This window comes from Rosenbergiella epipactidis, from assembly GCF_018494055.1.
In the GTDB taxonomy this organism is placed as follows: Bacteria; Pseudomonadota; Gammaproteobacteria; order Enterobacterales; family Enterobacteriaceae; genus Rosenbergiella; species Rosenbergiella epipactidis.
The window spans coordinates 122,759-143,719 of sequence record NZ_JABBFQ010000009.1 but is presented as its reverse complement, the minus strand read 5'-3'; the positions used below and the strand labels follow the sequence as shown (position 1 = coordinate 143,719).

Sequence of the window (20,961 nt, the reverse complement as noted above, 5' to 3'; positions counted from 1 at the left end):
CGCTAAGGAGACCATCATGTCAGCCAAACATCCTATTATCGCCGTAACAGGTTCAAGTGGTGCAGGGACGACGACAACCAGTCTCGCCTTTCGTAAAATCTTTCAACAACTGGGTATCCGGGCTGCGGAGGTGGAGGGCGATAGTTACCATCGCTACACCCGTCCAGAAATGGACGTTGCCATCCGTAAGGCGAGGGATCTCGGTAAACACATTAGTTATTTCGGTCCAGACGCTAACGACTTTCTACTTTTAGAACAGACATTTAAGCAATATTCTGAGACTGGGACCGGCCGTTCTCGTAAATATCTCCATACCTATGACGAAGCGGTACCTTGGAAACAAGTCCCAGGGACGTTTACGCCTTGGCAGCCTCTTCCTGAACAGACTGATGTTTTATTCTATGAAGGATTACATGGCGCGGTGGTGACTGATGAATATAATGTGGCTGATTTAGTCGATTTATTGGTCGGTGTAGTGCCCATTGTCAACTTAGAATGGATTCAAAAACTGATACGTGACATGCAAGAGCGGAGTCATTCTCGCGAAGCGGTGATGGATTCAGTGATTCGTTCTATGGAAGACTACGTAAATTACATCACGCCGCAATTCTCTCGCACCCATATTAACTTTCAACGCGTACCAATGGTCGATACGTCGAATCCTTTTGCGGCGCACGCAATTCCGTCGATGGATGAAAGTCTGGTGGTGATCCACCTTCGTGGTGTCGAAGAAATTAATTATCCCTATCTCTTAGCCATGATCCAAGGATCCTTCATTTCCGCCATGAACACCTTAGTGGTACCCGGCGGAAAAATGGGCTTAGCGATGGAGCTTATCTTGACGCCGGTCATTGAAAAGCTCGCGGAAAAACGACAACAAACCTTATTAACAACCTAAGACTAAGCAATGACAATCTCGTGGCTATGGGTAATTTCTACCGCTTGCTCCAACATGAGTGCCACCGAGCAGTATTTCTCCGCTGAGAGGGAGACTGCACGCTCAACCGCTTTATCGGTTAAGGTCTTCCCTGTCACAATAAAATGCAGGTTAATGTGAGTAAAAAGTCGTGGCGCTTCCTCACGACGAGTGGAGGTTAATTTAACCTCGCAACCTTGAACCTGATAACGGCCTTTTTCTAAGATTGATACCACATCGATTGCACTACAGGTGCCCGCTGACATCAGGACCATTTCCATTGGACTAGGTCCCTTTTCGCCACGGTTGCCATCCATCACCACTTGGTGACCGGAGGCCGATTCTGCGACAAAACATAGCCCATCAACCCACTTTACCTTCGCTTCCATCAACACGTCCCCAGTTTCAGAATTTATTAGTTAAGATACTCTGAGGTGTATTAATTCGCAAACCACTCATTTGGACTCATACAATACAAGACAGTGGCGCTAACCTGTGCTAAAAACAGGGAAAGGATTATTTATTTCGTTAATCCCAAGATAAAATGCCTTGGAATACGCTAAGGTAATTTTATCGTCCAATAAAAAAAGAAATGGCACTTGATGCTTTCATAGAGTCGCAAAGGCGCCTCACCCTGGTTTTATCCAGGTTCGATTACAATAGAGGATAGAAGCGAATGGTTCTCGGTAAACCACAAACAGACCCTACATTAGAATGGTTCCTCTCCCATTGCCATATTCATAAGTATCCGTCAAAAAGCACCTTGATCCATCAGGGTGAAAAAGCAGAAACGCTTTATTACATTGTTAAAGGTTCTGTCGCGGTACTGATTAAAGATGAAGAAGGCAAAGAGATGATCCTTTCTTACCTTAATCAGGGCGATTTTATTGGTGAGCTTGGCTTATTTGAAGAAGGACAAGAGCGTAGTGCTTGGGTCAGAGCTAAGTCAGCTTGCGAAGTCGCTGAAATTTCTTATAAAAAATTCCGCCAATTGATTCAGGTTAATCCGGAAATTCTTATCCGTCTTTCAGCACAGATGGCTCGGCGCCTACAGGTCACCTCAGAGAAAGTCGGTAACCTCGCCTTTCTAGACGTGACCGGACGTATCGCTCAAACGCTGCTGCATCTAGCCCATCAACCTGATGCCATGACGCACCCTGACGGGATGCAAATCAAAATTACCCGTCAAGAAATTGGGCAAATCGTTGGCTGTTCGCGCGAAACGGTTGGGCGTATTCTCAAGATGTTAGAAGACCAAAACTTAATCTCCGCACATGGTAAAACTATCGTAGTGTACGGCACACGCTAATCGGCATTGAAGGCAAGGGAATTACCCTTGCCTCACTCCGATCGCGATCACTCATACAACAAGCTGCAGCGGTAATGCTACGTCGACTTATTTATCACCCTGAAGTAAATTATGCTTTTCGCCAAACTCTGGTGCTCTGCCTGCCGATCGCCTTGGGCTGGCTGTTGGGGGATCTCCACTCAGGCTTACTTTTTTCTTTGGTCCCATCCTGCTGTAACCTAGCGGGTTTAGATACTCCGCATAAACGTTTTTTTAAACGGCTCGTCGTAGGTGGCTTACTTTTCGCCTGCAGTAGCTTCCTGCTCCTTTGGTGTTTGCAACAGCACTATCCCTTACCGCTCTTTCTTTTCGCTCTACCGTTGATTATCGGTGTTACCGGCGAAATCAGTCCATTACACGGCCGGCTATTGCCCGCCTCACTGGTGGCCGCCGTACTCTCTATCAGCTTAGCTGGCCGTATGCCGATATGGGGGCCTCCACTACTCTACTTGGGCGGAACGGTTTGGTATGGCGTGTTTAATTGGGCTTGGTTTAAGTTTTCGCAGGCGCAACAGCTTCGTGAAACGCTTAGTCTGCTCTATCGCGAACTGGGTAATTACTGTGAGCATAAATATCACCGTATTTTCAGCACCGACGACTCCGCAGAGAGTTTGCAGGATCTTCTTAAGCGTCAGCAGAAAGTGATTGATCTCATTACCCAATGCTACCAACAGTTGCATATGTTACCGGCGGCGAGAAACCGTAATGACCGGTTTTTGATTCGCTATTTCTTGATGGCGCAAGATATCCAAGAACATATTACGATTAGCTTAAATCAACCGGATGAAATCAAAAAACTGTGTCACGATAGTTTTGGTAGAGAAATTTTAAATTGGAATGCCAATACGGTTGCCTCACAGCTCCACCGTTTGGCTGACGATATTTTATATCACCAGTTCGTGAAGCCTTTTTCGATGAGTAAGCAAATTTCAGCATTGGAAAAGCTGGCTCAACAATTTCCTCATAATCCGGTCCCCCAATTTTGCTTTTATCATTTCACGCGAATTGCTCGGGTCTTACAAAACGAGAAACCTCTTTATCAGCGTGACTTGATGCGCGATAGGCAGCGCCGTTTACCCTTATTGCCTGCCTTAAAAAGTTATTTATCGCTAAAATCGACCGCCTTACGTTCTGCTGCACGTTTTTCAATCATGTTGATGTGTGGCGGCATTGTCGGCATGGCACTGAATATGCCCAAACCTTACTGGATTTTGATGACAATAGTGTTTGTCAGTCAGAGTAACTACAGCGCAACGCGGGTACGTATTCAGCACCGGGCATTAGGAACCTTTGCGGGATTAATCATTGCGGCAGTCACACTAAATTTGCATGTGCCTGAATCATGGATCTTAATCATCATGTTACTGATTACCTTTTTCAGTAACCTGTTCAATCGCCAATATTATGGCTGGGCAACTATTGGATTTACGGTCACTGCCGTCTATTCATTGCAGCTTCTTTCCCTAAACGGACACCAATTCCTTGTCCCACGTTTATTAGATACGCTACTCGGCTGCTTAATCGCCTTCGGCGGAACGCTTTGGTTGTGGCCACAGTGGCAAAGTGCACTGCTACGTGATAACACCCTAGATGTTCTCAACGCTTACCAACACGCGCTCAAAGTCTTATTAGGTCCAGAACAAAAGGACGAAGTTTTCGAAGCCGCGCGAGTAGAGGCCAACCAAAAACATAACGCCCTATTCAATGCCCTGAATCAAGCTATGCAGGAACCTGGGTTTGATGATGAGTATCTTGAAGAGATGCATTTGTGGGTTAGCCATAGCCAATATATTGTCGAGCATATTAACGAGCTGACCGCATTAGCCCGTGAGCACACCATGCTGACCCCAACGCTGGCCGAACGCTATTTACAAGCATGTGAGATAGCGCTACAGCAATGCCAACAGCGGTTACTGTATGCCAACGATCAGGAGAACTATCACTCCACGCATGTAATGGACGAAGCCGCGAATTTCGATAAAGGGCCGAGTACTATCGTCGAGCGGCATATCGAGCGCATTCTTGTGCATGTGAAATCCATGCGGACCATTTCAGCGATTATCTGGACCCAGCGACCCAAACACGGCGCATGGTTTTCCCGTGTGAATAAAAACCCTGAGCAGTAAACAACTCAGGGCAAGCAAGCTAACCGATAATTTGGGCAATGGCTCGGTGTAACTTAGCCATCCCTTCCTGCACATCCTGTTCAGAAATAATCAGTGACGGGGTAAAACGCAATACATCACTCCCGGCGGATAATACCAGCAAGCCATGCTCTGCAGCGGCCTGAATGATATCGCGTAGACGCCCTGCATACTCCGGTGTTAATTGTGCACCGATAAGCAGTCCTTGGCCGCGAATGGCTGTAAAGAGGTGGTAGTATTGATTAATCTCTCGCAATCCATCGATAAACCATTGGTGACGCTGCTCCACACCTTCAAGCAACTGGTTGTCATTAATAATATCCAACGACGCCTCGGCCACCGCACAAGCCATTGGGTTGCCGCCAAAGGTCGTACCATGAGTGCCCGCAGTCATGACCTGAGCAATCGCTTCTCTCGTCAACATCGCACTGACGGGAAAGCCTCCCCCTAATGCTTTGGCTGTCGTGAGGATATCGGGAATCACCCCTGAGTGCTCATAAGCAAATAATTTACCTGTACGTCCCATGCCTGTTTGCACTTCATCAAACACTAATAACGCTTGGTGTTGATCACAAAGCTGACGTAAACCAGTCAGAAATTCCGATGTAGCGGGGGTAACTCCCCCTTCACCTTGAATCGGTTCTACGACAATCGCACAAGTGTGGTCATCAATAACGGCTTTAACTGCCTCAAGGTCATTGAAAGGCACATGTACAATATCGGCGGGCTTAGGACCGAACCCATCGGAATATTTAGGTTGCCCCCCCACAGTGACGGTAAAGAAGGTACGCCCGTGGAAAGCATGATGAAAAGCGATGATTTTCGTTTTATAGGGACTTATTTTTTGGGTGGCATAATACCGTGCTAACTTAAACGCAGCTTCGTTCGCTTCAGCACCGGAATTGGCAAAAAAGACGCGATCAGCAAATGTCGCCGCGGTGAGTTTTTGCGCCAAACGTAGCGCGGGCTCATTCGTATAAATATTACTCAGATGCCATAACTGTTTGCTCTGCTTTTGAAGGGCTTCGACCAAGGCAGGATGGCAGTGGCCTAATGCGGTGACCGCAATCCCACCGGCAAAGTCGATATACTCTTTTCCTTGCTGATCCCAGACTCGACTGCCTTGCCCTTTCACTGGCACAAATTGCGCAGGCGCATAAATAGGTAAAATTACTTCGTTAAACAGCTCACGAGTAATGGGGGTCTGTGTTACCGACATCTGAGATCCTTAGTAGGCGAGAGTGTGATGGAATAAATATACATTTATAATGCATAATAAATCAATTAATCATCGGCTAATAAAATTATTCAGTAACGATAAGCCTTGTTCACTCAGAATGCTTTCTGGATGGAATTGCACACTCTCTATCTCAAGGTGTCGATGACGAAGCCCCATAATCGTTGTTTTCCCTCCCTCCTCTTCCACCCACGCAGTGACTTCCAACTCATCAGGTAGCGAGGAGGTATCAACCATTAGAGAGTGATAGCGGGTAACGGTAAGAGGGTTCGGGAGCTGTGAAAATAGCCCTTGCCCATTATGACGAATCATTGAGGTTTTACCGTGCATGGCTTGATACGCACGAATTACTTTACCGCCAAATGCTTGGGCTATCGCTTGATGACCCAAGCAAACCCCTAAGATAGGCAACTTACCCGCAAAATGTTGAATAGCCGCCAGCGAAATTCCTGCTTCGTTAGGCGTACAAGGTCCGGGCGAGATCACAAGGTGACTCATTCCCAGCGCTTCCATCTCTTGGAGTGTAATTGCATCGTTACGGATAACCTTTACTTCTATACCGCATTGGCAGAAGTATTGATAAAGATTCCAAGTAAAAGAGTCATAGTTATCTATGATTAACAGCATATGATTTCTTAGTTTGAGAAGGTAATCGTATTATCTGACGCTAAAGGTTCCAAGCACGCCCTAAGCAGTGCTTGGATATCTATTAAGGTAAAACTTTTACAGAAAGGATTGTGACAGGCTTAGCAGGCACATTTTGATAAGGCCCATTATTAGTCGTTTCGACATGGGAGATTTTCTCTGCCACATCCAGCCCTTTAGTCACTTTACCAAAGACGGCATAGCCGAAATCACGTTGGCCATGATCAAGAAACGCATTATCAGCAACGTTGATAAAGAATTGGCTGGTGGCACTATCCTTATCCGCCGTTCTCGCCATAGAAATGGTGCCACGGGTGTTGCGTAAGCCGTTATCCGCTTCGTTCTTAATTGGCGCTTGGGTCGATTTCTGCTGCATATCGGCCGTAAACCCACCGCCTTGAATCATAAAGCTTGGGATTACACGGTGGAAAATGGTGTTGTTATAGAAACCACTGTTGACGTATTGAAGAAAGTTTTTAACGGTGACTGGCGCCTTGTCATCGTTCAAGGTTAATTCAATATTCCCTTCAGAGGTGGTCATTAACACATGCGTGTCAGCCATCGCATGTTGAGCCGTGACGGCTAACGAAAGCAGTGTTAATGCTGTAGCCAGTGTTTTTTTTAACATAGGTGCGCGTGTCCTTAGCTTAGATGGAATAAATACTGTGGGTGATTGTAAGGAGTATCAGCGCCCTACCGCTAGCGATTTCCTGACTTATATCTCGCTAACCACAGCATAAAATATGGCTAAGCGTGTTTTTTCTTTAGCGGCGGCAATAATTGATTAAATATTCTCGTCAATGTGAGCATCATTATTTATAAACCGACGCGATGGCATTACAATCGTGCGCTTCACTCTTCGGACTATTCCTTTAACGGATATTAATGATGATGCAAATAAAAAGAACCGGGCTCACCTGGATAAGCTTTCTTTCCTACGCACTGACAGGGGCGCTAGTGATTGTAACGGGAATGGTGATGGATAATATCGCTCACTATTTCAACGTCCCAGTGACAAGCATGAGCAATACCTTCACATTTTTAAATGCGGGGATTTTGATCGCAATTTTCCTTAATGCTTGGCTGATGGAAGTAGTCCCGCTAAAAAAACAGCTAATATTTGGTTTTGTTTTGATGCTGATTGCAATCGCCGGACTCGTGACCGCCCACTCTATCGCCATCTTCTCTGCCTGTATGTTTATACTGGGTGTCGTTAGCGGGATTACCATGTCGATAGGGACGTTTTTGATTACCCACCTCTATGAAGGTCGTCAACGTGGCGCGAGATTACTGTTTACTGACTCTTTTTTCAGTATGGCCGGAACGCTCTTCCCTATCATTGCCGCGGCGGTCTTATCACGTCAGTTACCTTGGTATCTAGTCTACTGTGCAATAGGCCTTATTTACGTCGCGATTTTTATCATTACCCTCTGCACCGAATTTCCAATTCTCTCCAAAAATGCACAACAAAAAAACGAACCGAAAGAGAAATGGGGAGTAGGCGTCTTCCTACTTGCACTCGCGGCCTTATGTTACATTCTTGGTCAGTTAGGGTTTATCGCTTGGGTACCTGATTATGCGACGAAAACATTAGGCTTTGAATTAGGGCGCGCAGGCCAGCTGGTCGGTAATTTCTGGACAGCGTATATGGTCGGTATGTGGGTGTTCAGCGTGGTATTACGTTTTATCGATTCACAGAAATTACTGGTGATACTCACGGCATTAGCGTCCGTACTGATGTATTGGTTTAACCATGCACAGGACCCTAATATGCTGCATATCATCATCGCTGCATTAGGTTTCTTCTCTAGCGCGATTTATACCACCATCATTACCCTTGGCTCGCAACAGACTAAAGTCGCCTCGCCTAAATTGGTTAACTTCATCCTAACCTGCGGCACGGTTGGCACCATGTTAACGTTTGTCGTCACGGCCCCTATTGTGAGTCATGATGGACCACTCGCCGCGCTAATGACCTCTAATGGTCTCTACCTCACGGTATTTGTCTGCTGCTTATTACTCGGATTTGTTACTAAGCATCGCGCAAATCATTGATACAAAAAAGGCGGTAGAATCTCTCTACCGCCTTTTTTTATATTAAATGTACGTTGATATTAGGGACGCGCGACAAATCCAATCGCCTCATACACTTTATCAAGCGTTTGTTTAGCCTGCGCGCTCGCCTTTTCCGCACCTTCTTTCATGATTTTATTAAGCAGAACTTCATCATTACGGAAATGGTGGTAACGTGCTTGTAAATCAGTCAGCATCCCCGAGACAGCTTCCGCTACCGCGCCTTTCAAATGCCCATACATTTGGCCTTCGAATGCGCTCTCGAGTTCAGTGATCGATTGACCGGTAACTCCGGATAGGATATCCAACAAGTTGGATACACCAGGCTTATTTTTTACATCATAACGCACAACAGGCGGCTCATCGGAGTCAGTGACGGCGCGTTTAATCTTCTTAACGACGGCTTTCGGCTCTTCAAGCAATCCAATAACATTATTGCGGTTATCGTCAGACTTCGACATCTTCTTGGTGGGTTCGAGCAGCGACATCACCCGAGCGCCCGATTTAGGAATAAACGGCTCAGGAACTTTAAAGATATCGCCATAAATTGCATTAAAGCGTTGGGCAATATCACGGCTCAGCTCAAGGTGCTGTTTCTGATCTTCGCCGACCGGAACCTGCTGAGTTTGATAAAGAAGAATATCAGCGGCCATTAAGACAGGGTAATCAAATAGCCCAGCGTTAATATTTTCTGCGTAGCGAGACGATTTATCCTTAAACTGAGTCATTCGGCTTAACTCACCGAAATAGGTATAGCAGTTTAGTACCCATGAAAGTTGCGCATGCTCTGGCACATGGGATTGGACAAAAATTGTTGATTTTTCAGGGTCGATACCGCAGGCAAGATAAAGCGCTAAGGTGTCGAGGGTAGCCTTACGTAAGGCTGCCGCATCTTGACGTACTGTGATCGCGTGTTGGTCAACAATACAGTAGATACAATGATAGTCATCCTGCATCTGCACCCATTGACGCAGTGCGCCCATGTAGTTACCGATGGAAAGTTCGCCGGAGGGTTGCGCCCCACTGAAGACGATTGGTCTTGTCATTAGTTCTTGTCCTGGAAATTACTTCCCTAAAAGGGAGATAAGCTGATCAAATTGGTGAATAACGTGGTCTGGGTGGCTATCTTCGATCGGTTCGCCATAGTTGTAGCCATAGGATAACCCGACCGATTGCACGCCCGCCGCTTTCGCCGCCTGAATATCGTTGCGCGAATCCCCGACAAACAATAATTGCTCGGTCAGTAATCCAAATTGCCCCAGTACCATAAAGAGTGCGGCAGGATGAGGTTTTTTAACCGGCACATCATCGCCACCAATAATTAAACTGAAATAGTGGTCAATTCCTAAGCTCTCTAATAACGGACGAACAAAAGGCGTTGGCTTATTGGTGACAATCGCGAGGGGGATATCTTCTGCCTGTAGGGCCGTTAAGACGTCCGTGACGTGGTCAAACAACTGACTCCCCGTCTCTGCGGTCTGAAGATAGTGGTGGTCAAAACAGCTGCGTGCTTGAGCAAGCTGCGTGTCATCTGGGGCTTCACCAAGCGCCCAAGTGAGCGCCCGAGTGACCATAATATCGGCACCATTACCGATCCAACAGATCACGTTATCAACACCTGCAGCAGGAAGTTGCAGATCGGCAAGCATTAAATCGATCGCGCTGGCCAAGCCTGGCGCGCTATCGATAAGTGTGCCATCTAGATCGAAAGCGATACCGCGAATATCAGTGGAATGAGCCATGGGCTTTCTCCACTTCGCGACGCATTTCGGCAATGACCGTTCTGTAATCTGGTTGATTAAAAATAGCGGAACCCGCCACAAACATATCTGCGCCGGCTGCAGCAATTTCAGCGATATTGTCGACTTTCACCCCACCATCGATCTCCAGACGAACATCGTAGCCACTTTGGTCAATACGCTTACGCACTTCGCGAAGTTTGTTTAATGTGGAAGGGATGAAACTTTGCCCCCCGAATCCAGGATTAACAGACATTAATAATACAATATCAATCTTATCCAACATGTAATCCAAGTAGGTAAGGGGTGTAGCAGGATTGAAAACCAGACCGGCCTTACAGCCATGTTCTTTAATCAATTGCACTGTGCGATCAACATGTTCGCTGGCTTCAGGGTGGAAAGTAATAAAACTTGCACCGGCCTTAGCAAATTCAGGAATCAGCGCGTCGACAGGCTTCACCATCAAATGTACATCGATGGGCGCGGTAATACCGTAGTCGCGGAGCGCTTTTAACACCATTGGCCCCATCGTAAGATTGGGCACATAGTGATTATCCATGACATCGAAGTGGACAACATCACCCCCGGCCGCAATAGCCTTGGCCGTATCTTCCCCTAATCGAGCAAAGTCGGCGGATAATATGGATGGCGCAATTAAATAATTTTTCATGCAATTCTCCGAGAGTATGATTTCCAGTTTCAGCATTGCTGAGTGACCGCGACGATATTAGGTGTAAAGTGCTAGCAGTTCATCAATCTTAGTTCTGCCCTTTGCACTGCGGCTAATAGAACGCCTAGCGGTAACAATATGAAGTGTAGCCTCTTCATACCATTTTCGAGTCAATTCCGTATCGTGGTTCGAGATTAACACAGGCACCGATTTCTTTTGTGACAGCTTATGGGCTAATTCTGCGAGTAGCGCTTGCTCCTTAGCAGAAAAGCTATTGGTATGATAAGCCGTGAAGTTTGCCGTCGGTGAAAGCGGCGCGTAAGGAGGATCGCAATAAACCACTGATCCTCGTTTAACCTGAGAGAGTGTTTGAACATACGATTCGCACACAAACGTCGCTTGCTGCGCACGCAACGCAAACCACTCAAGTTCGGCTTGCGGAAAATAAGGCCTAACATATCGACCAAAAGGTACGTTAAATTGCCCGCGTAAATTATAGCGGCAGAGCCCGTTATAGCCGTGTCGATTCAGGTAAAGAAAGAGTAGCGCTCGATAATAAGGATCACTGCTCTGGTTGAACAAACTACGATGCGCGTAATAGGTCTCGGCATTATTTGTTTCGGGCGTAAAAAAGCCGCGAGCGTCTGCAATGAATTGACTACTGCTGTGCTTGATTATGCTGTAGAGGTTAATCAAGTCGCTATTAATATCAGCAAGATAGTACTTTTTGAAGTCTGTGTTGAGGAAGACTGACCCCGCGCCCACAAAAGGCTCTACTAAGCAGTCACCCTCTGGTAGATGGCGTTGGATATCGTCTAAAAGGAGATACTTGCCTCCCGCCCATTTTAAAAAAGCGCGATGTTTCTTCATGTTGTCGTATCAAAGATTAATTATGAGATGTTGCGGTTATCCGGACAACAGATTGGCGCTTAAATCGAGGGCTGCGATGAGCAGCCCTATTGAGATTACTGAGCAGATTCTTTACGAACTTGGCTCATTGGTTTAACCCATGGACTCTTAGCTTTTACCGCTTCTGGTAGAGATGAGATAGCACTTTTGGCTTCTGCAGGCGTGTTGTAATTACCTGTCGTCAAGACATACCAAGCCTGTCCATTACGCGTCGTTTTATAAACTTGGTAGCTAGCAAGCTTCTGCTGTTTAGCCCAAGCATTTAGCGTATCTTCACGACTTGCGCCACTCAGCTGAAGGGTGTATCCCTTACCAGATACGACTTCCCGAGTCGGTGCAGCAGGGGCTGACGGCGCTTTCGCTGGCTGAGACGTAGTCGTCGTTACAGGAGCCTGCTTCTCGGCTGTCTTAACAGGTGCCTTAGGCGCCACCGCTTTTTTCGCTTGATTGTGTTCAGGCTGACGATGGCTAACTGACTCACGATGTTCCGGTACGACATGACGGACTTCAGAACGATGACTCGGCTGGCGAGGCTCAGTATGCGTGACAGGTGCCTTAGCCCGTACAGGGTGTTCGCTCGGAGCAGAACGATGCGCTGGCATAGGCGCTGGCGCGTCACTAGACGTCGGTTGCTGAGCCGTCTGCGTCGTATTGCTAAGTTTTGCATTACGATCCAACGTTGCCGCAGCGGTTGGTAGAGAAGCCGCTGCCGGTTGCTCTGCTGACGGTTGAGTATCTTGTAAGACGCCGTTGGTAGGTTCCATCGCCCCATTAGAGGTGGTGTCACTTGGTGCTACGGGTGTTTGCGCGGCAGGTTGCGTATCCGTCTGTTGTGATGACTGATCGTTCGCTGGAGCAGTTGAGTTATCTGCTGACGCATTACCAGAAAGGTCGATGTTCCTTTCGTTACCTTGACCTGAAGCCGCCTCGTTAGGCTTAGACGAGCTATTCATTGCTGATCCAATGCCTAAAACCAGTAGCAATAGTACCAAGATTCCTACAGCGATCATCAGATGCTGCTTGGAAATAGGTAGCTTAGAGGACGGTGCAGGTTTTTTACCACGAGGAGCAGGACGATCACTCGTGTCAGGTTTTAATTCATCTTCGGGTTGAAAGTCATCCATTGATCCACCTCATACGTATTCGGCTAAGTACCACTCGCGTGGCCCCGCTGACATTATTAGTTATTGTCTTACCTTAGCTAACACTTAGTTATGGCAGCTAAAACAGTATCATGTCCCACTCCAGAACGCACCTCGGCCTTACCTAAACCGGTCGGTAAGACTAAACGTAGCTCTCCTGATAACACTTTCTTATCCCGCATCATATGGGGTAAGTAGTCTTCGGCCAACATCTGCTGTGGACCGTTAACCGGCAGTCCGGCACGCGTTAATAGCGTGATGAGCCGTTCTGTTAATGAGGCACTGAATGTCCCAAGTTGTTCGGCGGTACGTGCAGCCATGACCATACCTGCTGCGACCGCTTCACCGTGTAACCAATTGCCATAACCCATATGCGCTTCAATAGCATGACCAAAAGTATGTCCGAGGTTTAACAGCGCGCGATTACCCTGTTCCCGTTCATCTGCTGCAACAATCTCAGCCTTAAGTTCACAACAACGTCTAATACAATAAGCCAGTGCTTTTTGATCTAAGCGTCGAAGCGCATCGATATTCTCTTCGAGCCATTCAAAAAAGGCATAGTCGAGGATTACACCATATTTGATGACTTCCGCTAAACCAGAGGATAACTCCCGTGCCGGTAGCGTTGCTAAGCAATCAAGATCAATGACAACCGAGGTAGGTTGATAGAACGCGCCAATCATATTTTTCCCTAAGGGATGATTGACGGCAGTCTTGCCACCTACCGATGAATCAACTTGAGATAACAGCGTGGTAGGCATTTGAATAAAACGCACACCACGCTGGTAGCTAGCTGCAGCAAAGCCGGTCATGTCACCAATCACGCCACCGCCTAATGCAATGAGTGTGGTGTCACGGCCATGTGGCTTTTCTAATAATGCAGTAAATACGGTATCGAGTACTGATAAGGACTTATATTGCTCACCGTCGGGTAATACCACGGAGTCAGCGTTAATCCCTAACGCGGCAAGTTGTGCTAAAACGGGCTGTAGATAGAGCGGTGCAATCGTTTCATTTGTCACAACCATGACCGATTGATGAGCAGTTAGTGGCCAGTAAGATGCAGAGTCACTGAATAAGCCCGCAGCAATCGTTATGGGATAGCTGCGTTCGCCAAGTGAAACCATCATCTTCTGCATCATGTTACTGACCCTCAACTGATTTAACTGCGGTATATCAACTTAATTGTTTTCTAACATATGGATGATCTGATTGGCGACGACTTTTGCGCTCTGCTCATCAGTACGGATGGTCACATCAGCAATCTCTTCGTACAGAGGATTACGCTCACCCGCCAAATCTTCTAGAACATCACGCGGAGGAGAATCAACTTGCAGTAGAGGACGACGTTTATCACGTTGTGTCCGAGCCAGTTGCTTCTCAATGGTCGTTTCAAGATACACAACGACGCCACGAGCCGATAAGCGGTTACGTGTCTCACGAGATTTAACTGAACCGCCGCCTGTCGCTAAGACAATGCCTTGCTTTTCAGTCAACTCATTGATGATTTTTTCCTCACGATCCCGGAAGCCCTCTTCGCCTTCAACATCGAAGACCCAACCCACATCAGCCCCGGTACGGCGCTCAATTTCTTGATCGGAATCATAAAATTCCATATTAAGTTGTTGAGCTAACTGACGACCAATAGTGCTTTTGCCGGCACCCATAGGCCCAACCAGAAAGATATTACGTTTCTCTGCCATTTTTATCGGTACTACTAAGAATTCGTTGATGATACCCCATAGTCACTATAGACAACGGGACAGAAACTGAGACCTCATAAGCATGTAACAAGAGTCAGGTGAAAAATTATCTCAACACTCCAGACCATTTGGCAACCAATTAAATGATTTATCAGCAACTCTTCACCAGCATAGACCGGGAAGCGTTCCTGTCAGTCGCTCTTATAGTACTATATCCAGCCTCTTTGAGTGATGATTTATTAAACTCAGTGCTTAAGGTTCTTAAAAATTGATAACCTTTTATGCTAATTAGCGCTTTACGTCAACGGTGAACCTCAATCTATCCTGAATTTACGGGATATTACCCATAGGTAACAGACGCGGTGTAATGAAAATCACCAGCTCTCTTTTTTGATGTTGCCGCGCCTGCTTTCGAAATAGAATGCCTAATAGTGGTATCTTCCCTAACCAAGGCACAGCTGCTATCCCTTGTTGATGCTGTTGTTGAAACACTCCCCCTAACGCAAGGGTTGTCCCATTGGCGACTACTACTTCAGTCGTAATCTCCTGTTTTTCGATTGAGGGGGGGCCTTTACCATCACCTTGCAATACTTTCCCAGGGACATCTTGGTTAAGCCTTAGCCGTAAACGAATTGACGCTTGCCCAACTCGCTCAGGTGTTACCTCCATCCCGAGCACTGCCTCTTTGAAATTAATGACTGGGTTTTCATTTTTACCGCTTACCGTTTGATAAGGAATTTCTGTTCCCTGTTTAATGGATGCGGTCCGACCTTGAGAGGTCACTAAATGGGGGCTGGCAATAATCTCTAGCTGGTTTTCTTGTTCTAACGCGGAGAGTTCGAGAAATAATAGTCGGCTATCGATGCGCGTAATAGCCGTCTTAACCTGTAATGTTGGTGCTGCAACGCCTAATGACGTTGTAAACTCGTGCCTAGCTAACTTTCCAGGCTCAATATTTGATGGCTCGTTGAACCAAGACACGCCAAGCTCACGTAAATTATCTTGGCTTATCGAAATCATCTGCGCAGTGATCTCGATTTGTGGCTGAGGGCGATCATGCAAGGCAATCCACTGCTCTATTTTGCGGAGAGTCTCTGCATCGTCCCACACAATTAGCTGTTGTCGGTCATGGTCGACAAAACGTCGGCCTTTCCCACCCGATCGTATAAAGGGCAGCGCTGTTAACTGTTTTTCGAGTTTAGCTGCCTCGATAAACTTTACACTAAACACTTTTTGTTCCCATTCCGCTTGCCCTGATGAGAAAAGAACTGCCGTTTGATCGTTATCGGCGGCTTGAGAAGTCTTCTCACGCACCACTAAAATATTAGCGTGATGAGAAACCTCTACGTTGGTTAACTCCTGAATGATCGTTAACGCATCCTGCCATTCAACATCGACCAGATGCAGCGTTAACGATTGCTCAATTCCGGGATCGACGACGATATTGAGATCTTTGGCCGAAGCCAGTAAGGAGAATATTTGTGCAACTGGCGTATTCTCCGCATTAATCGATATTCTGCTACTCGCTGGCGCCTTGCCGGCAATAACAATCAGTAATATAAAAAAGAAGAATTTGGTTAAAGGCATCATGAAACTCCTGTAAAAGACAGGGTAGCCCGATTCGGCGGACAAGGGGGGAATACGCTAAATTCAATATGCGTTAATTCGATCTGAGTGACCTGTCCATAAATTGAAAAAGGCTGAGAGGCTAATTCCACCTTTTTTATCCCCAATACTTTATGTGATATCAGTGCGTGGCGCTGGGAAGCGCTGATAAGCACAGCATTGAGTTGCCAACCATTGAGTTGCGTTGTGAATACCGCACATTGCGAGGCGTCGAAAGGCTGGAAAGGATCTTTCGCGACTGCGCGATCCGCTATTATCAGTGATATAAGACTAAGGCAGTAAAGCGTCATATTATTTTTTGTCATACGTTAGCTTCACCAAAATAGGGCCATTCTGCGCCGAGAGTTGTAGTTGTTCAGGCGTTATCTTGCGGTTTAGCTGAGTTAAGTGTTGCCAAAACTGTAAAAAGTCCTGCCACCCGAGCACCAGTGTAGCTTTTTGCTGGGAATCACTTTCCTGCCAATTCGCAACAGCCGTGCCATACGACAAAATGAACAGTGGGAATAGCTCCCCTTGGTCACCCTCAAGGCGAGCCAGTTGTTTCGATAGCATGTAATTAGGTTTTGCTTGGCGATAGAGTGTTAGACGTTGGTTCACGTCATCGCGTGCGCTGTGAAATAACGCTAACTGTCTGGTGTGGGAGTGATACGTGGGCAACACACCATAAAAGAGTAGAGAAATACCTGACAACATCACGGCTACGAGAGTAACCCCCCATTGTCTAGGCCTTGATGAGTGAATGATTTTTATCCAGATTTTATTTTCCATTCTTCGTGTTGTCCCCTCTCTCTGCTGGCAGGGTGAAACTGACTCTAAATTCGTAATACCACGCTTCTTTTTTAAGGTCATTGAGATGTAATGCCCTAACCTGCTCAATGCTAAATAGTTGGTGAATAAACTGTTCAATCTCTTCCAACTGTAAACTTTGCCCAGTAATCATCCACCCTGTTCGCCCAACAGTCAGAGCGGTTAGCCACGAATATTCGGGTAAATGGTCAGTTAGCCACTGGAAAAAAAATCGGTAGGTATTCATTTCATCACGTACGCCCTCTGACTGCTGACGGTGCCGATCAGCTTGCTCCAATTGCTGTAGCCCTTGCTGCTGCTGTGCGAGCTGATCAGACAGTTGAGTCATCAGCGGTTGATAAAGCTTATATAGGGTGTCGAGTTCATGGAGATTTTTCTGGAGGGTATCAAGGCTAATAACGGTGCTTATCACTAAGAAAATCAGGAGTAAAACACCAGTAGCCAAAATATTGACGCTGCGTTGGGACAACTTTTTGCGTCGCCATTCAAGTAAGTTAACACCGCTCATAATTGGTCTGCCTCGCGTAAAGCAAGTCCCAAGGCCACGATTAAATCAGGTCGAGTGCTGATGACTGGCGGAAATTGAGCGATGGAACCAAGCAAACTAAAGACGTCGATATTTTTCGGCTGAATTGCATTTTGTATCCCCGCATAGAAATAGGATTCACTCTTGATAGCGAGCGAACTGGTCACTGCTCCGATAGTGGGGAAGTCGACGTTCAAACATTGCCCGTGGTGATAGCATTGCTGATGACAGGTTGCCCATAACCAGGTTTCGTCCTCTTCGACGATTAATGTACTGCTACTTTGGGGATCAAGTAACGAATACAACGCTGTTGAAGCAAGCTCTACGACGTCTAGGGTTAAGCCAGCGTCGTCGAATAAAGCACAATAGTCCTTCAGCACTTTATTCCTAGTCACCGTGATACTAATTTCCGCTGAGGTATCTGGGCCTAAACGGTAATCCCACGTCAACTCATGAAGGTGGGAGAATAAGCGCTCCACAGAAAGTTGAACAAAACGCGCCAATGACAAGCCTTGTAAAGTCGCGCTGGGTAACGCAATGGTCCGTAGTAGAACACATTGCACTGGGTAGCTTACGCGTAAGGAATAGCGGTAAGGGAAGTGATTACGAAGCGTTAGTAGAATTGATCTAAATTCTGGGGTAACGACTAACAATCCGGTTGGGGTGAAGACCGGCTCGTCTAACGGGAAGACCCACCAGCCCTGTAAGCACCATTTATGATGTTTCCATTTCACTGCCACGACACTGACTTGCGTCGTATTAATATGCAGACCTATTTGCCATCCTTGGCTAAACATTTTCCAACCTCCCAAGGTCGATAAGATATTTTGACGTATCAAAGCAACGTTGATGCCTTTATACTACGAGGCAATTGTTTATAAACTACCCAATACCGTTCGAGTGAGAGAGTTTAGGTGAAGTTCTTAAAGTATTTATTCATATTATTTATTTGCTGCATTTTTCTGGGAGTAGGCTCTATATATGGCTTATATAAATATATTGAACCTCAATTACCCGACGTAAATACCCTTAAAGATGTCAAAATGCAGACACCGATGCAGGTCTATAGCGCAGACGGTGAGCTTATCGCGCAATTTGGTGAAAAACGCCGTATCCCTTTGACCTTGCAACAAATGCCCCCAGACCTTATCCATGCGTTTATTGCGACTGAGGACAGCCGTTTTTATGAACATCATGGTGTAGATCCCATCGGGATTTTTCGTGCAGCATCGATAGCGCTGTTCTCGGGCAGGGCGTCGCAAGGGGCGAGTACAATCACTCAGCAGCTTGCGCGTAACTTTTTCCTCTCTCCCGAGAAAACGCTGTTGCGTAAAATCAGAGAAGCCTTTCTCGCCATTCGTATCGAACAACTTTTCAGTAAAGATCAGATTCTCGACCTTTACTTAAATAAAATTTATCTCGGCTCACGTGCTTACGGTGTTGGTGCTGCCGCACATGTCTATTTCGGCAAAGACATTAATGAGTTGAGCTTAAGCCAGATGGCAATGATTGCCGGATTGCCGAAAGCCCCTTCTACGTTCAATCCGCTCTATTCTCATACCCGCGCACTTGCACGACGCAATGTCGTACTGGGGAGAATGTTAGACCAGAAATATATCAGTCAGCAGCAATATGAGCAGGCAGTTAACGAACCACTCATTTCACAATACCATGGACCACAAGTTGCCTTTACCGCACCTTATATCAGTGAGATGGTTCGCCAAGAGATGGTGAAACGTTATGGGGAAGATGCCTATAACGACGGTTATCAAGTCACCACCACCATCACACGAACGCTACAAGAAGGTGCTCAGCAAGCCGTCGTCACAAATGTCTTGAACTACGATATTCGCCATGGCTACCGTGGGCCGACTAAGGTCCTATGGCACGATGGACAATCTGCTTGGGACAACAAGAAGATTGACCAAACGCTGGCAAACTACCCCACTTACGGACCACTGATTCCGGCGGTTGTCCAGCAGGTTGACGGTAATGCCGCGCAGGTAAGACTAAAAAACGGTACGGAGCAGACGCTATCTCTCGCAGGGGTACGTTGGGCAAGACCGTTTAAAAACGATAATTTACAGGGTGCAACCCCTCGTTCTGTCAGCCAAGTTCTCGCAACAGGACAGCTGATCTGGGTGAGGGCTGTAGGTCAAGAGTGGTGGTTAGCACAAGTGCCTCAGGTTAACTCAGCACTGGTATCATTAGATTCACACAACGGGGCAATTAAAGCCCTAGTCGGTGGTTTTGATTTCTCTCAGAGCATGTTTAACCGTGCCACGCAGGCATTACGTCAGGTAGGCTCTAACATCAAACCATTCCTCTACACCGCCGCGATGGATAAAGGCCTTACCTTAGCCACTATCTTGAACGATTTACCTATCTCACGATGGGATGCTGGCGCAGGTTCAGATTGGCGTCCTCATAATTCACCGAACGTCTATGCAGGTCCCATGCGCCTTCGTCAAGGGCTTGGACTGTCTAAAAACGTCGTGATGGTACGTGCCATGCGGGCGATGGGTGTCGATTACGCAGCCAAGTATCTCTTACGCTTCGGTTTTCCTGAGCAGAATATTATCCACACAGAATCATTAGCCTTAGGTGCTGCCTCCTTTACCCCCATCCAGGTTGCGAGAGGCTATGCAATACTCACCAATGGTGGTTTCCAAGTGGAGCCTTGGTTGATCAGTAAGATTAGTGATCAACAAGGAACGGTATTGTTCCAAGAAAATCCTAAAGTCGCCTGTCCAGAGTGTAATTCCCCTACCCTCTATGCCAATACACCGGATGTTGCGCGATTGGACGATTCACAAACCGAGAATGTGGCCCATGCTGAGCAGCCCGTTCCGAATGGCGCGCCACAAACAGATTTACAAACTGTCAATAAGGATTCAAATACCGATCCCTATGCACCTCATGTAATCAGTACGCCGCTCTCTTTCTTAATTAAGAGTGCAATGAACTCTAATATCTTCGGCGAACCCGGTTGGCAAGGTACTGGATGGCGTGCGGGGCGTGATTTACAACGTAATGACATTGGCGGTAAAACCGGCACCACGAATAGTTCCAGAGATGCATGGTTTTCTGGTTATGGTCCTGGTATTGCGACATCGGTATGGATTGGTTTTGACAACCCTAGCCATGCCTTAGGCCGTACCACCGCATCGGGAGCGATAGCCGATCAAGTCTCGGGTTACGAAGGGGGGGCTAAAAGCGCCCAACCGGCGTGGGATGATTATATGAAAGTCGCACTACAGGGTGTGCCTTTACAGCCGTTAACACCGCCAGAAGGGATCACGACGGTCACAATTGATAGAACGACGGGTAAATTATCACACGGTGGCGGGAACAGCCGTCCTGAATACTTTATTACTGGAACAGAGCCGAAAGAGTATTCGGTACAGGAAACCAGTACGACGATAGGAACTGGCGCAGAGAGCCAAGACTTATTTTAATCCTCACTGTGGGCTAAT

The 20,961-nt window shown here is 46.8% G+C and carries 21 protein-coding genes; 5 read left to right on the top strand and 16 right to left on the bottom strand.

Going from position 1 to position 20,961, the window contains the following annotated elements:
• The first annotated feature begins 16 nt into the window (after nucleotides 1-16).
• The gene (locus HGT71_RS13675; RefSeq protein WP_214218260.1) at nucleotides 17-898 is read left to right on the top strand and encodes a phosphoribulokinase; all 882 of its coding nucleotides are present in this window, start codon (nucleotides 17-19) and stop codon (nucleotides 896-898) included.
• Nucleotides 899-900: 2 nt separating this feature from the next.
• Here the strand turns inward: HGT71_RS13675 and HGT71_RS13670 are convergent, their stop codons facing one another.
• Nucleotides 901-1,305, bottom strand: a complete 405-nt coding sequence (locus HGT71_RS13670; protein WP_214218259.1) for an OsmC family protein — start codon at nucleotides 1,303-1,305, stop codon at nucleotides 901-903.
• A 287-nt stretch (nucleotides 1,306-1,592) separates the two neighbouring features.
• Here HGT71_RS13670 and crp point away from each other — a divergent pair, with 287 nt between their 5' ends.
• Entirely contained in the window at nucleotides 1,593-2,225 is a 633-nt protein-coding gene (gene crp, locus HGT71_RS13665) for a cAMP-activated global transcriptional regulator CRP (protein WP_048912889.1), read from the top strand.
• Nucleotides 2,226-2,299: 74 nt separating this feature from the next.
• Nucleotides 2,300-4,390, top strand: a complete 2,091-nt coding sequence (locus HGT71_RS13660; RefSeq protein WP_214218258.1) for a YccS/YhfK family putative transporter — start codon at nucleotides 2,300-2,302, stop codon at nucleotides 4,388-4,390.
• Between the two features lie 19 nt (nucleotides 4,391-4,409).
• Here HGT71_RS13660 and HGT71_RS13655 read toward each other — a convergent pair whose 3' ends face one another.
• The 3 genes from HGT71_RS13655 to ppiA all read right to left on the bottom strand — a co-directional run bounded on the left by HGT71_RS13655 (nucleotide 4,410) and on the right by ppiA (nucleotide 6,918).
• The gene (locus tag HGT71_RS13655; RefSeq protein ID WP_214218257.1) at nucleotides 4,410-5,627 is read right to left on the bottom strand and encodes an aspartate aminotransferase family protein; all 1,218 of its coding nucleotides are present in this window, start codon (nucleotides 5,625-5,627) and stop codon (nucleotides 4,410-4,412) included.
• Nucleotides 5,628-5,696: 69 nt separating this feature from the next.
• Entirely contained in the window at nucleotides 5,697-6,272 is a 576-nt protein-coding gene (locus HGT71_RS13650; protein ID WP_214218256.1) for an anthranilate synthase component II, read from the bottom strand.
• Nucleotides 6,273-6,354: 82 nt separating this feature from the next.
• The gene (gene ppiA / locus HGT71_RS13645; protein WP_214218255.1) at nucleotides 6,355-6,918 is read right to left on the bottom strand and encodes a peptidylprolyl isomerase A; all 564 of its coding nucleotides are present in this window, start codon (nucleotides 6,916-6,918) and stop codon (nucleotides 6,355-6,357) included.
• A 260-nt stretch (nucleotides 6,919-7,178) separates the two neighbouring features.
• On the opposite strand from ppiA, the gene tsgA reads away from it, so the two are divergent.
• The gene (gene tsgA, locus HGT71_RS13640) at nucleotides 7,179-8,345 is read left to right on the top strand and encodes an MFS transporter TsgA (RefSeq protein WP_099823338.1); all 1,167 of its coding nucleotides are present in this window, start codon (nucleotides 7,179-7,181) and stop codon (nucleotides 8,343-8,345) included.
• Nucleotides 8,346-8,404: 59 nt separating this feature from the next.
• Here the strand turns inward: tsgA and trpS are convergent, their stop codons facing one another.
• The 12 genes from trpS to HGT71_RS13580 all read right to left on the bottom strand — a co-directional run bounded on the left by trpS (nucleotide 8,405) and on the right by HGT71_RS13580 (nucleotide 18,282).
• A complete protein-coding gene (gene trpS / locus HGT71_RS13635; protein ID WP_214218254.1) occupies nucleotides 8,405-9,409 on the bottom strand; it encodes a tryptophan--tRNA ligase in 1,005 nt (334 codons plus the stop codon).
• Nucleotides 9,410-9,427: 18 nt separating this feature from the next.
• Nucleotides 9,428-10,105 (bottom strand): phosphoglycolate phosphatase, encoded by a 678-nt coding sequence (locus HGT71_RS13630; RefSeq protein ID WP_214218253.1) that lies wholly within the window; start codon nucleotides 10,103-10,105, stop codon nucleotides 9,428-9,430.
• The gene (rpe, locus tag HGT71_RS13625; protein ID WP_099823268.1) at nucleotides 10,089-10,772 is read right to left on the bottom strand and encodes a ribulose-phosphate 3-epimerase; all 684 of its coding nucleotides are present in this window, start codon (nucleotides 10,770-10,772) and stop codon (nucleotides 10,089-10,091) included. The genes HGT71_RS13630 and rpe overlap by 17 nt, the downstream gene beginning before the upstream one ends.
• Nucleotides 10,773-10,829: 57 nt before the next feature.
• Entirely contained in the window at nucleotides 10,830-11,642 is an 813-nt protein-coding gene (gene dam, locus HGT71_RS13620; protein ID WP_214218252.1) for an adenine-specific DNA-methyltransferase, read from the bottom strand.
• A 95-nt stretch (nucleotides 11,643-11,737) separates the two neighbouring features.
• Nucleotides 11,738-12,805: an SPOR domain-containing protein gene (locus HGT71_RS13615; RefSeq protein WP_214218251.1), complete on the bottom strand. Its 1,068-nt coding sequence runs from the start codon at nucleotides 12,803-12,805 to the stop codon at nucleotides 11,738-11,740.
• A gap of 77 nt (nucleotides 12,806-12,882) precedes the next feature.
• Complete coding sequence (gene aroB / locus HGT71_RS13610) at nucleotides 12,883-13,962, bottom strand: 3-dehydroquinate synthase (RefSeq protein ID WP_214218276.1); 1,080 nt, start codon at nucleotides 13,960-13,962, stop codon at nucleotides 12,883-12,885.
• Nucleotides 13,963-14,004: 42 nt separating this feature from the next.
• Entirely contained in the window at nucleotides 14,005-14,526 is a 522-nt protein-coding gene (aroK, locus tag HGT71_RS13605; protein WP_048912898.1) for a shikimate kinase AroK, read from the bottom strand.
• 330 nt (nucleotides 14,527-14,856) lie between these two features.
• Nucleotides 14,857-16,113 (bottom strand): type IV pilus secretin PilQ, encoded by a 1,257-nt coding sequence (gene pilQ, locus HGT71_RS13600; protein WP_214218250.1) that lies wholly within the window; start codon nucleotides 16,111-16,113, stop codon nucleotides 14,857-14,859.
• Complete coding sequence (locus tag HGT71_RS13595; protein ID WP_214218249.1) at nucleotides 16,113-16,457, bottom strand: hypothetical protein; 345 nt, start codon at nucleotides 16,455-16,457, stop codon at nucleotides 16,113-16,115. The genes pilQ and HGT71_RS13595 overlap by 1 nt, the downstream gene beginning before the upstream one ends.
• The gene (locus tag HGT71_RS13590; protein ID WP_214218248.1) at nucleotides 16,444-16,920 is read right to left on the bottom strand and encodes a hypothetical protein; all 477 of its coding nucleotides are present in this window, start codon (nucleotides 16,918-16,920) and stop codon (nucleotides 16,444-16,446) included. Before HGT71_RS13590 ends, HGT71_RS13595 begins: the two co-directional genes overlap by 14 nt.
• A complete protein-coding gene (locus HGT71_RS13585) occupies nucleotides 16,910-17,467 on the bottom strand; it encodes a PilN domain-containing protein (RefSeq protein WP_214218247.1) in 558 nt (185 codons plus the stop codon). The genes HGT71_RS13590 and HGT71_RS13585 overlap by 11 nt, the downstream gene beginning before the upstream one ends.
• Entirely contained in the window at nucleotides 17,464-18,282 is an 819-nt protein-coding gene (locus HGT71_RS13580) for a type IV pilus biogenesis protein PilM (RefSeq protein WP_214218246.1), read from the bottom strand. Before HGT71_RS13580 ends, HGT71_RS13585 begins: the two co-directional genes overlap by 4 nt.
• A 117-nt stretch (nucleotides 18,283-18,399) precedes the next feature.
• On the opposite strand from HGT71_RS13580, the gene mrcA reads away from it, so the two are divergent.
• Entirely contained in the window at nucleotides 18,400-20,943 is a 2,544-nt protein-coding gene (mrcA, locus tag HGT71_RS13575) for a peptidoglycan glycosyltransferase/peptidoglycan DD-transpeptidase MrcA (protein ID WP_214218245.1), read from the top strand.
• Nucleotides 20,944-20,961: the final 18 nt, after the last annotated feature.

Bases quoted from the DNA above. Each gene is read 5' to 3' on its own strand.
- rpe (WP_099823268.1), bottom strand. From the start codon at position 10,772: ATGAAAAATTATTTAATTGCGCCATCCATATTATCCGCCGACTTTGCT.
- HGT71_RS13615 (WP_214218251.1), bottom strand. From the start codon at position 12,805: ATGGATGACTTTCAACCCGAAGATGAATTAAAACCTGACACGAGTGAT.
- HGT71_RS13675 (WP_214218260.1), top strand. From the start codon at position 17: ATGTCAGCCAAACATCCTATTATCGCCGTAACAGGTTCAAGTGGTGCA.
- HGT71_RS13670 (WP_214218259.1), bottom strand. From the start codon at position 1,305: ATGGAAGCGAAGGTAAAGTGGGTTGATGGGCTATGTTTTGTCGCAGAA.
- HGT71_RS13580 (WP_214218246.1), bottom strand. From the start codon at position 18,282: ATGTTTAGCCAAGGATGGCAAATAGGTCTGCATATTAATACGACGCAA.
- dam (WP_214218252.1), bottom strand. From the start codon at position 11,642: ATGAAGAAACATCGCGCTTTTTTAAAATGGGCGGGAGGCAAGTATCTC.
- HGT71_RS13595 (WP_214218249.1), bottom strand. From the start codon at position 16,457: ATGACAAAAAATAATATGACGCTTTACTGCCTTAGTCTTATATCACTG.
- crp (WP_048912889.1), top strand. From the start codon at position 1,593: ATGGTTCTCGGTAAACCACAAACAGACCCTACATTAGAATGGTTCCTC.
- HGT71_RS13585 (WP_214218247.1), bottom strand. From the start codon at position 17,467: ATGAGCGGTGTTAACTTACTTGAATGGCGACGCAAAAAGTTGTCCCAA.
- HGT71_RS13655 (WP_214218257.1), bottom strand. From the start codon at position 5,627: ATGTCGGTAACACAGACCCCCATTACTCGTGAGCTGTTTAACGAAGTA.
- ppiA (WP_214218255.1), bottom strand. From the start codon at position 6,918: ATGTTAAAAAAAACACTGGCTACAGCATTAACACTGCTTTCGTTAGCC.
- aroK (WP_048912898.1), bottom strand. From the start codon at position 14,526: ATGGCAGAGAAACGTAATATCTTTCTGGTTGGGCCTATGGGTGCCGGC.
- HGT71_RS13650 (WP_214218256.1), bottom strand. From the start codon at position 6,272: ATGCTGTTAATCATAGATAACTATGACTCTTTTACTTGGAATCTTTAT.
- HGT71_RS13590 (WP_214218248.1), bottom strand. From the start codon at position 16,920: ATGGAAAATAAAATCTGGATAAAAATCATTCACTCATCAAGGCCTAGA.
- HGT71_RS13660 (WP_214218258.1), top strand. From the start codon at position 2,300: ATGCTACGTCGACTTATTTATCACCCTGAAGTAAATTATGCTTTTCGC.
- trpS (WP_214218254.1), bottom strand. From the start codon at position 9,409: ATGACAAGACCAATCGTCTTCAGTGGGGCGCAACCCTCCGGCGAACTT.
- aroB (WP_214218276.1), bottom strand. From the start codon at position 13,962: ATGCAGAAGATGATGGTTTCACTTGGCGAACGCAGCTATCCCATAACG.
- tsgA (WP_099823338.1), top strand. From the start codon at position 7,179: ATGATGCAAATAAAAAGAACCGGGCTCACCTGGATAAGCTTTCTTTCC.
- pilQ (WP_214218250.1), bottom strand. From the start codon at position 16,113: ATGCCTTTAACCAAATTCTTCTTTTTTATATTACTGATTGTTATTGCC.
- HGT71_RS13630 (WP_214218253.1), bottom strand. From the start codon at position 10,105: ATGGCTCATTCCACTGATATTCGCGGTATCGCTTTCGATCTAGATGGC.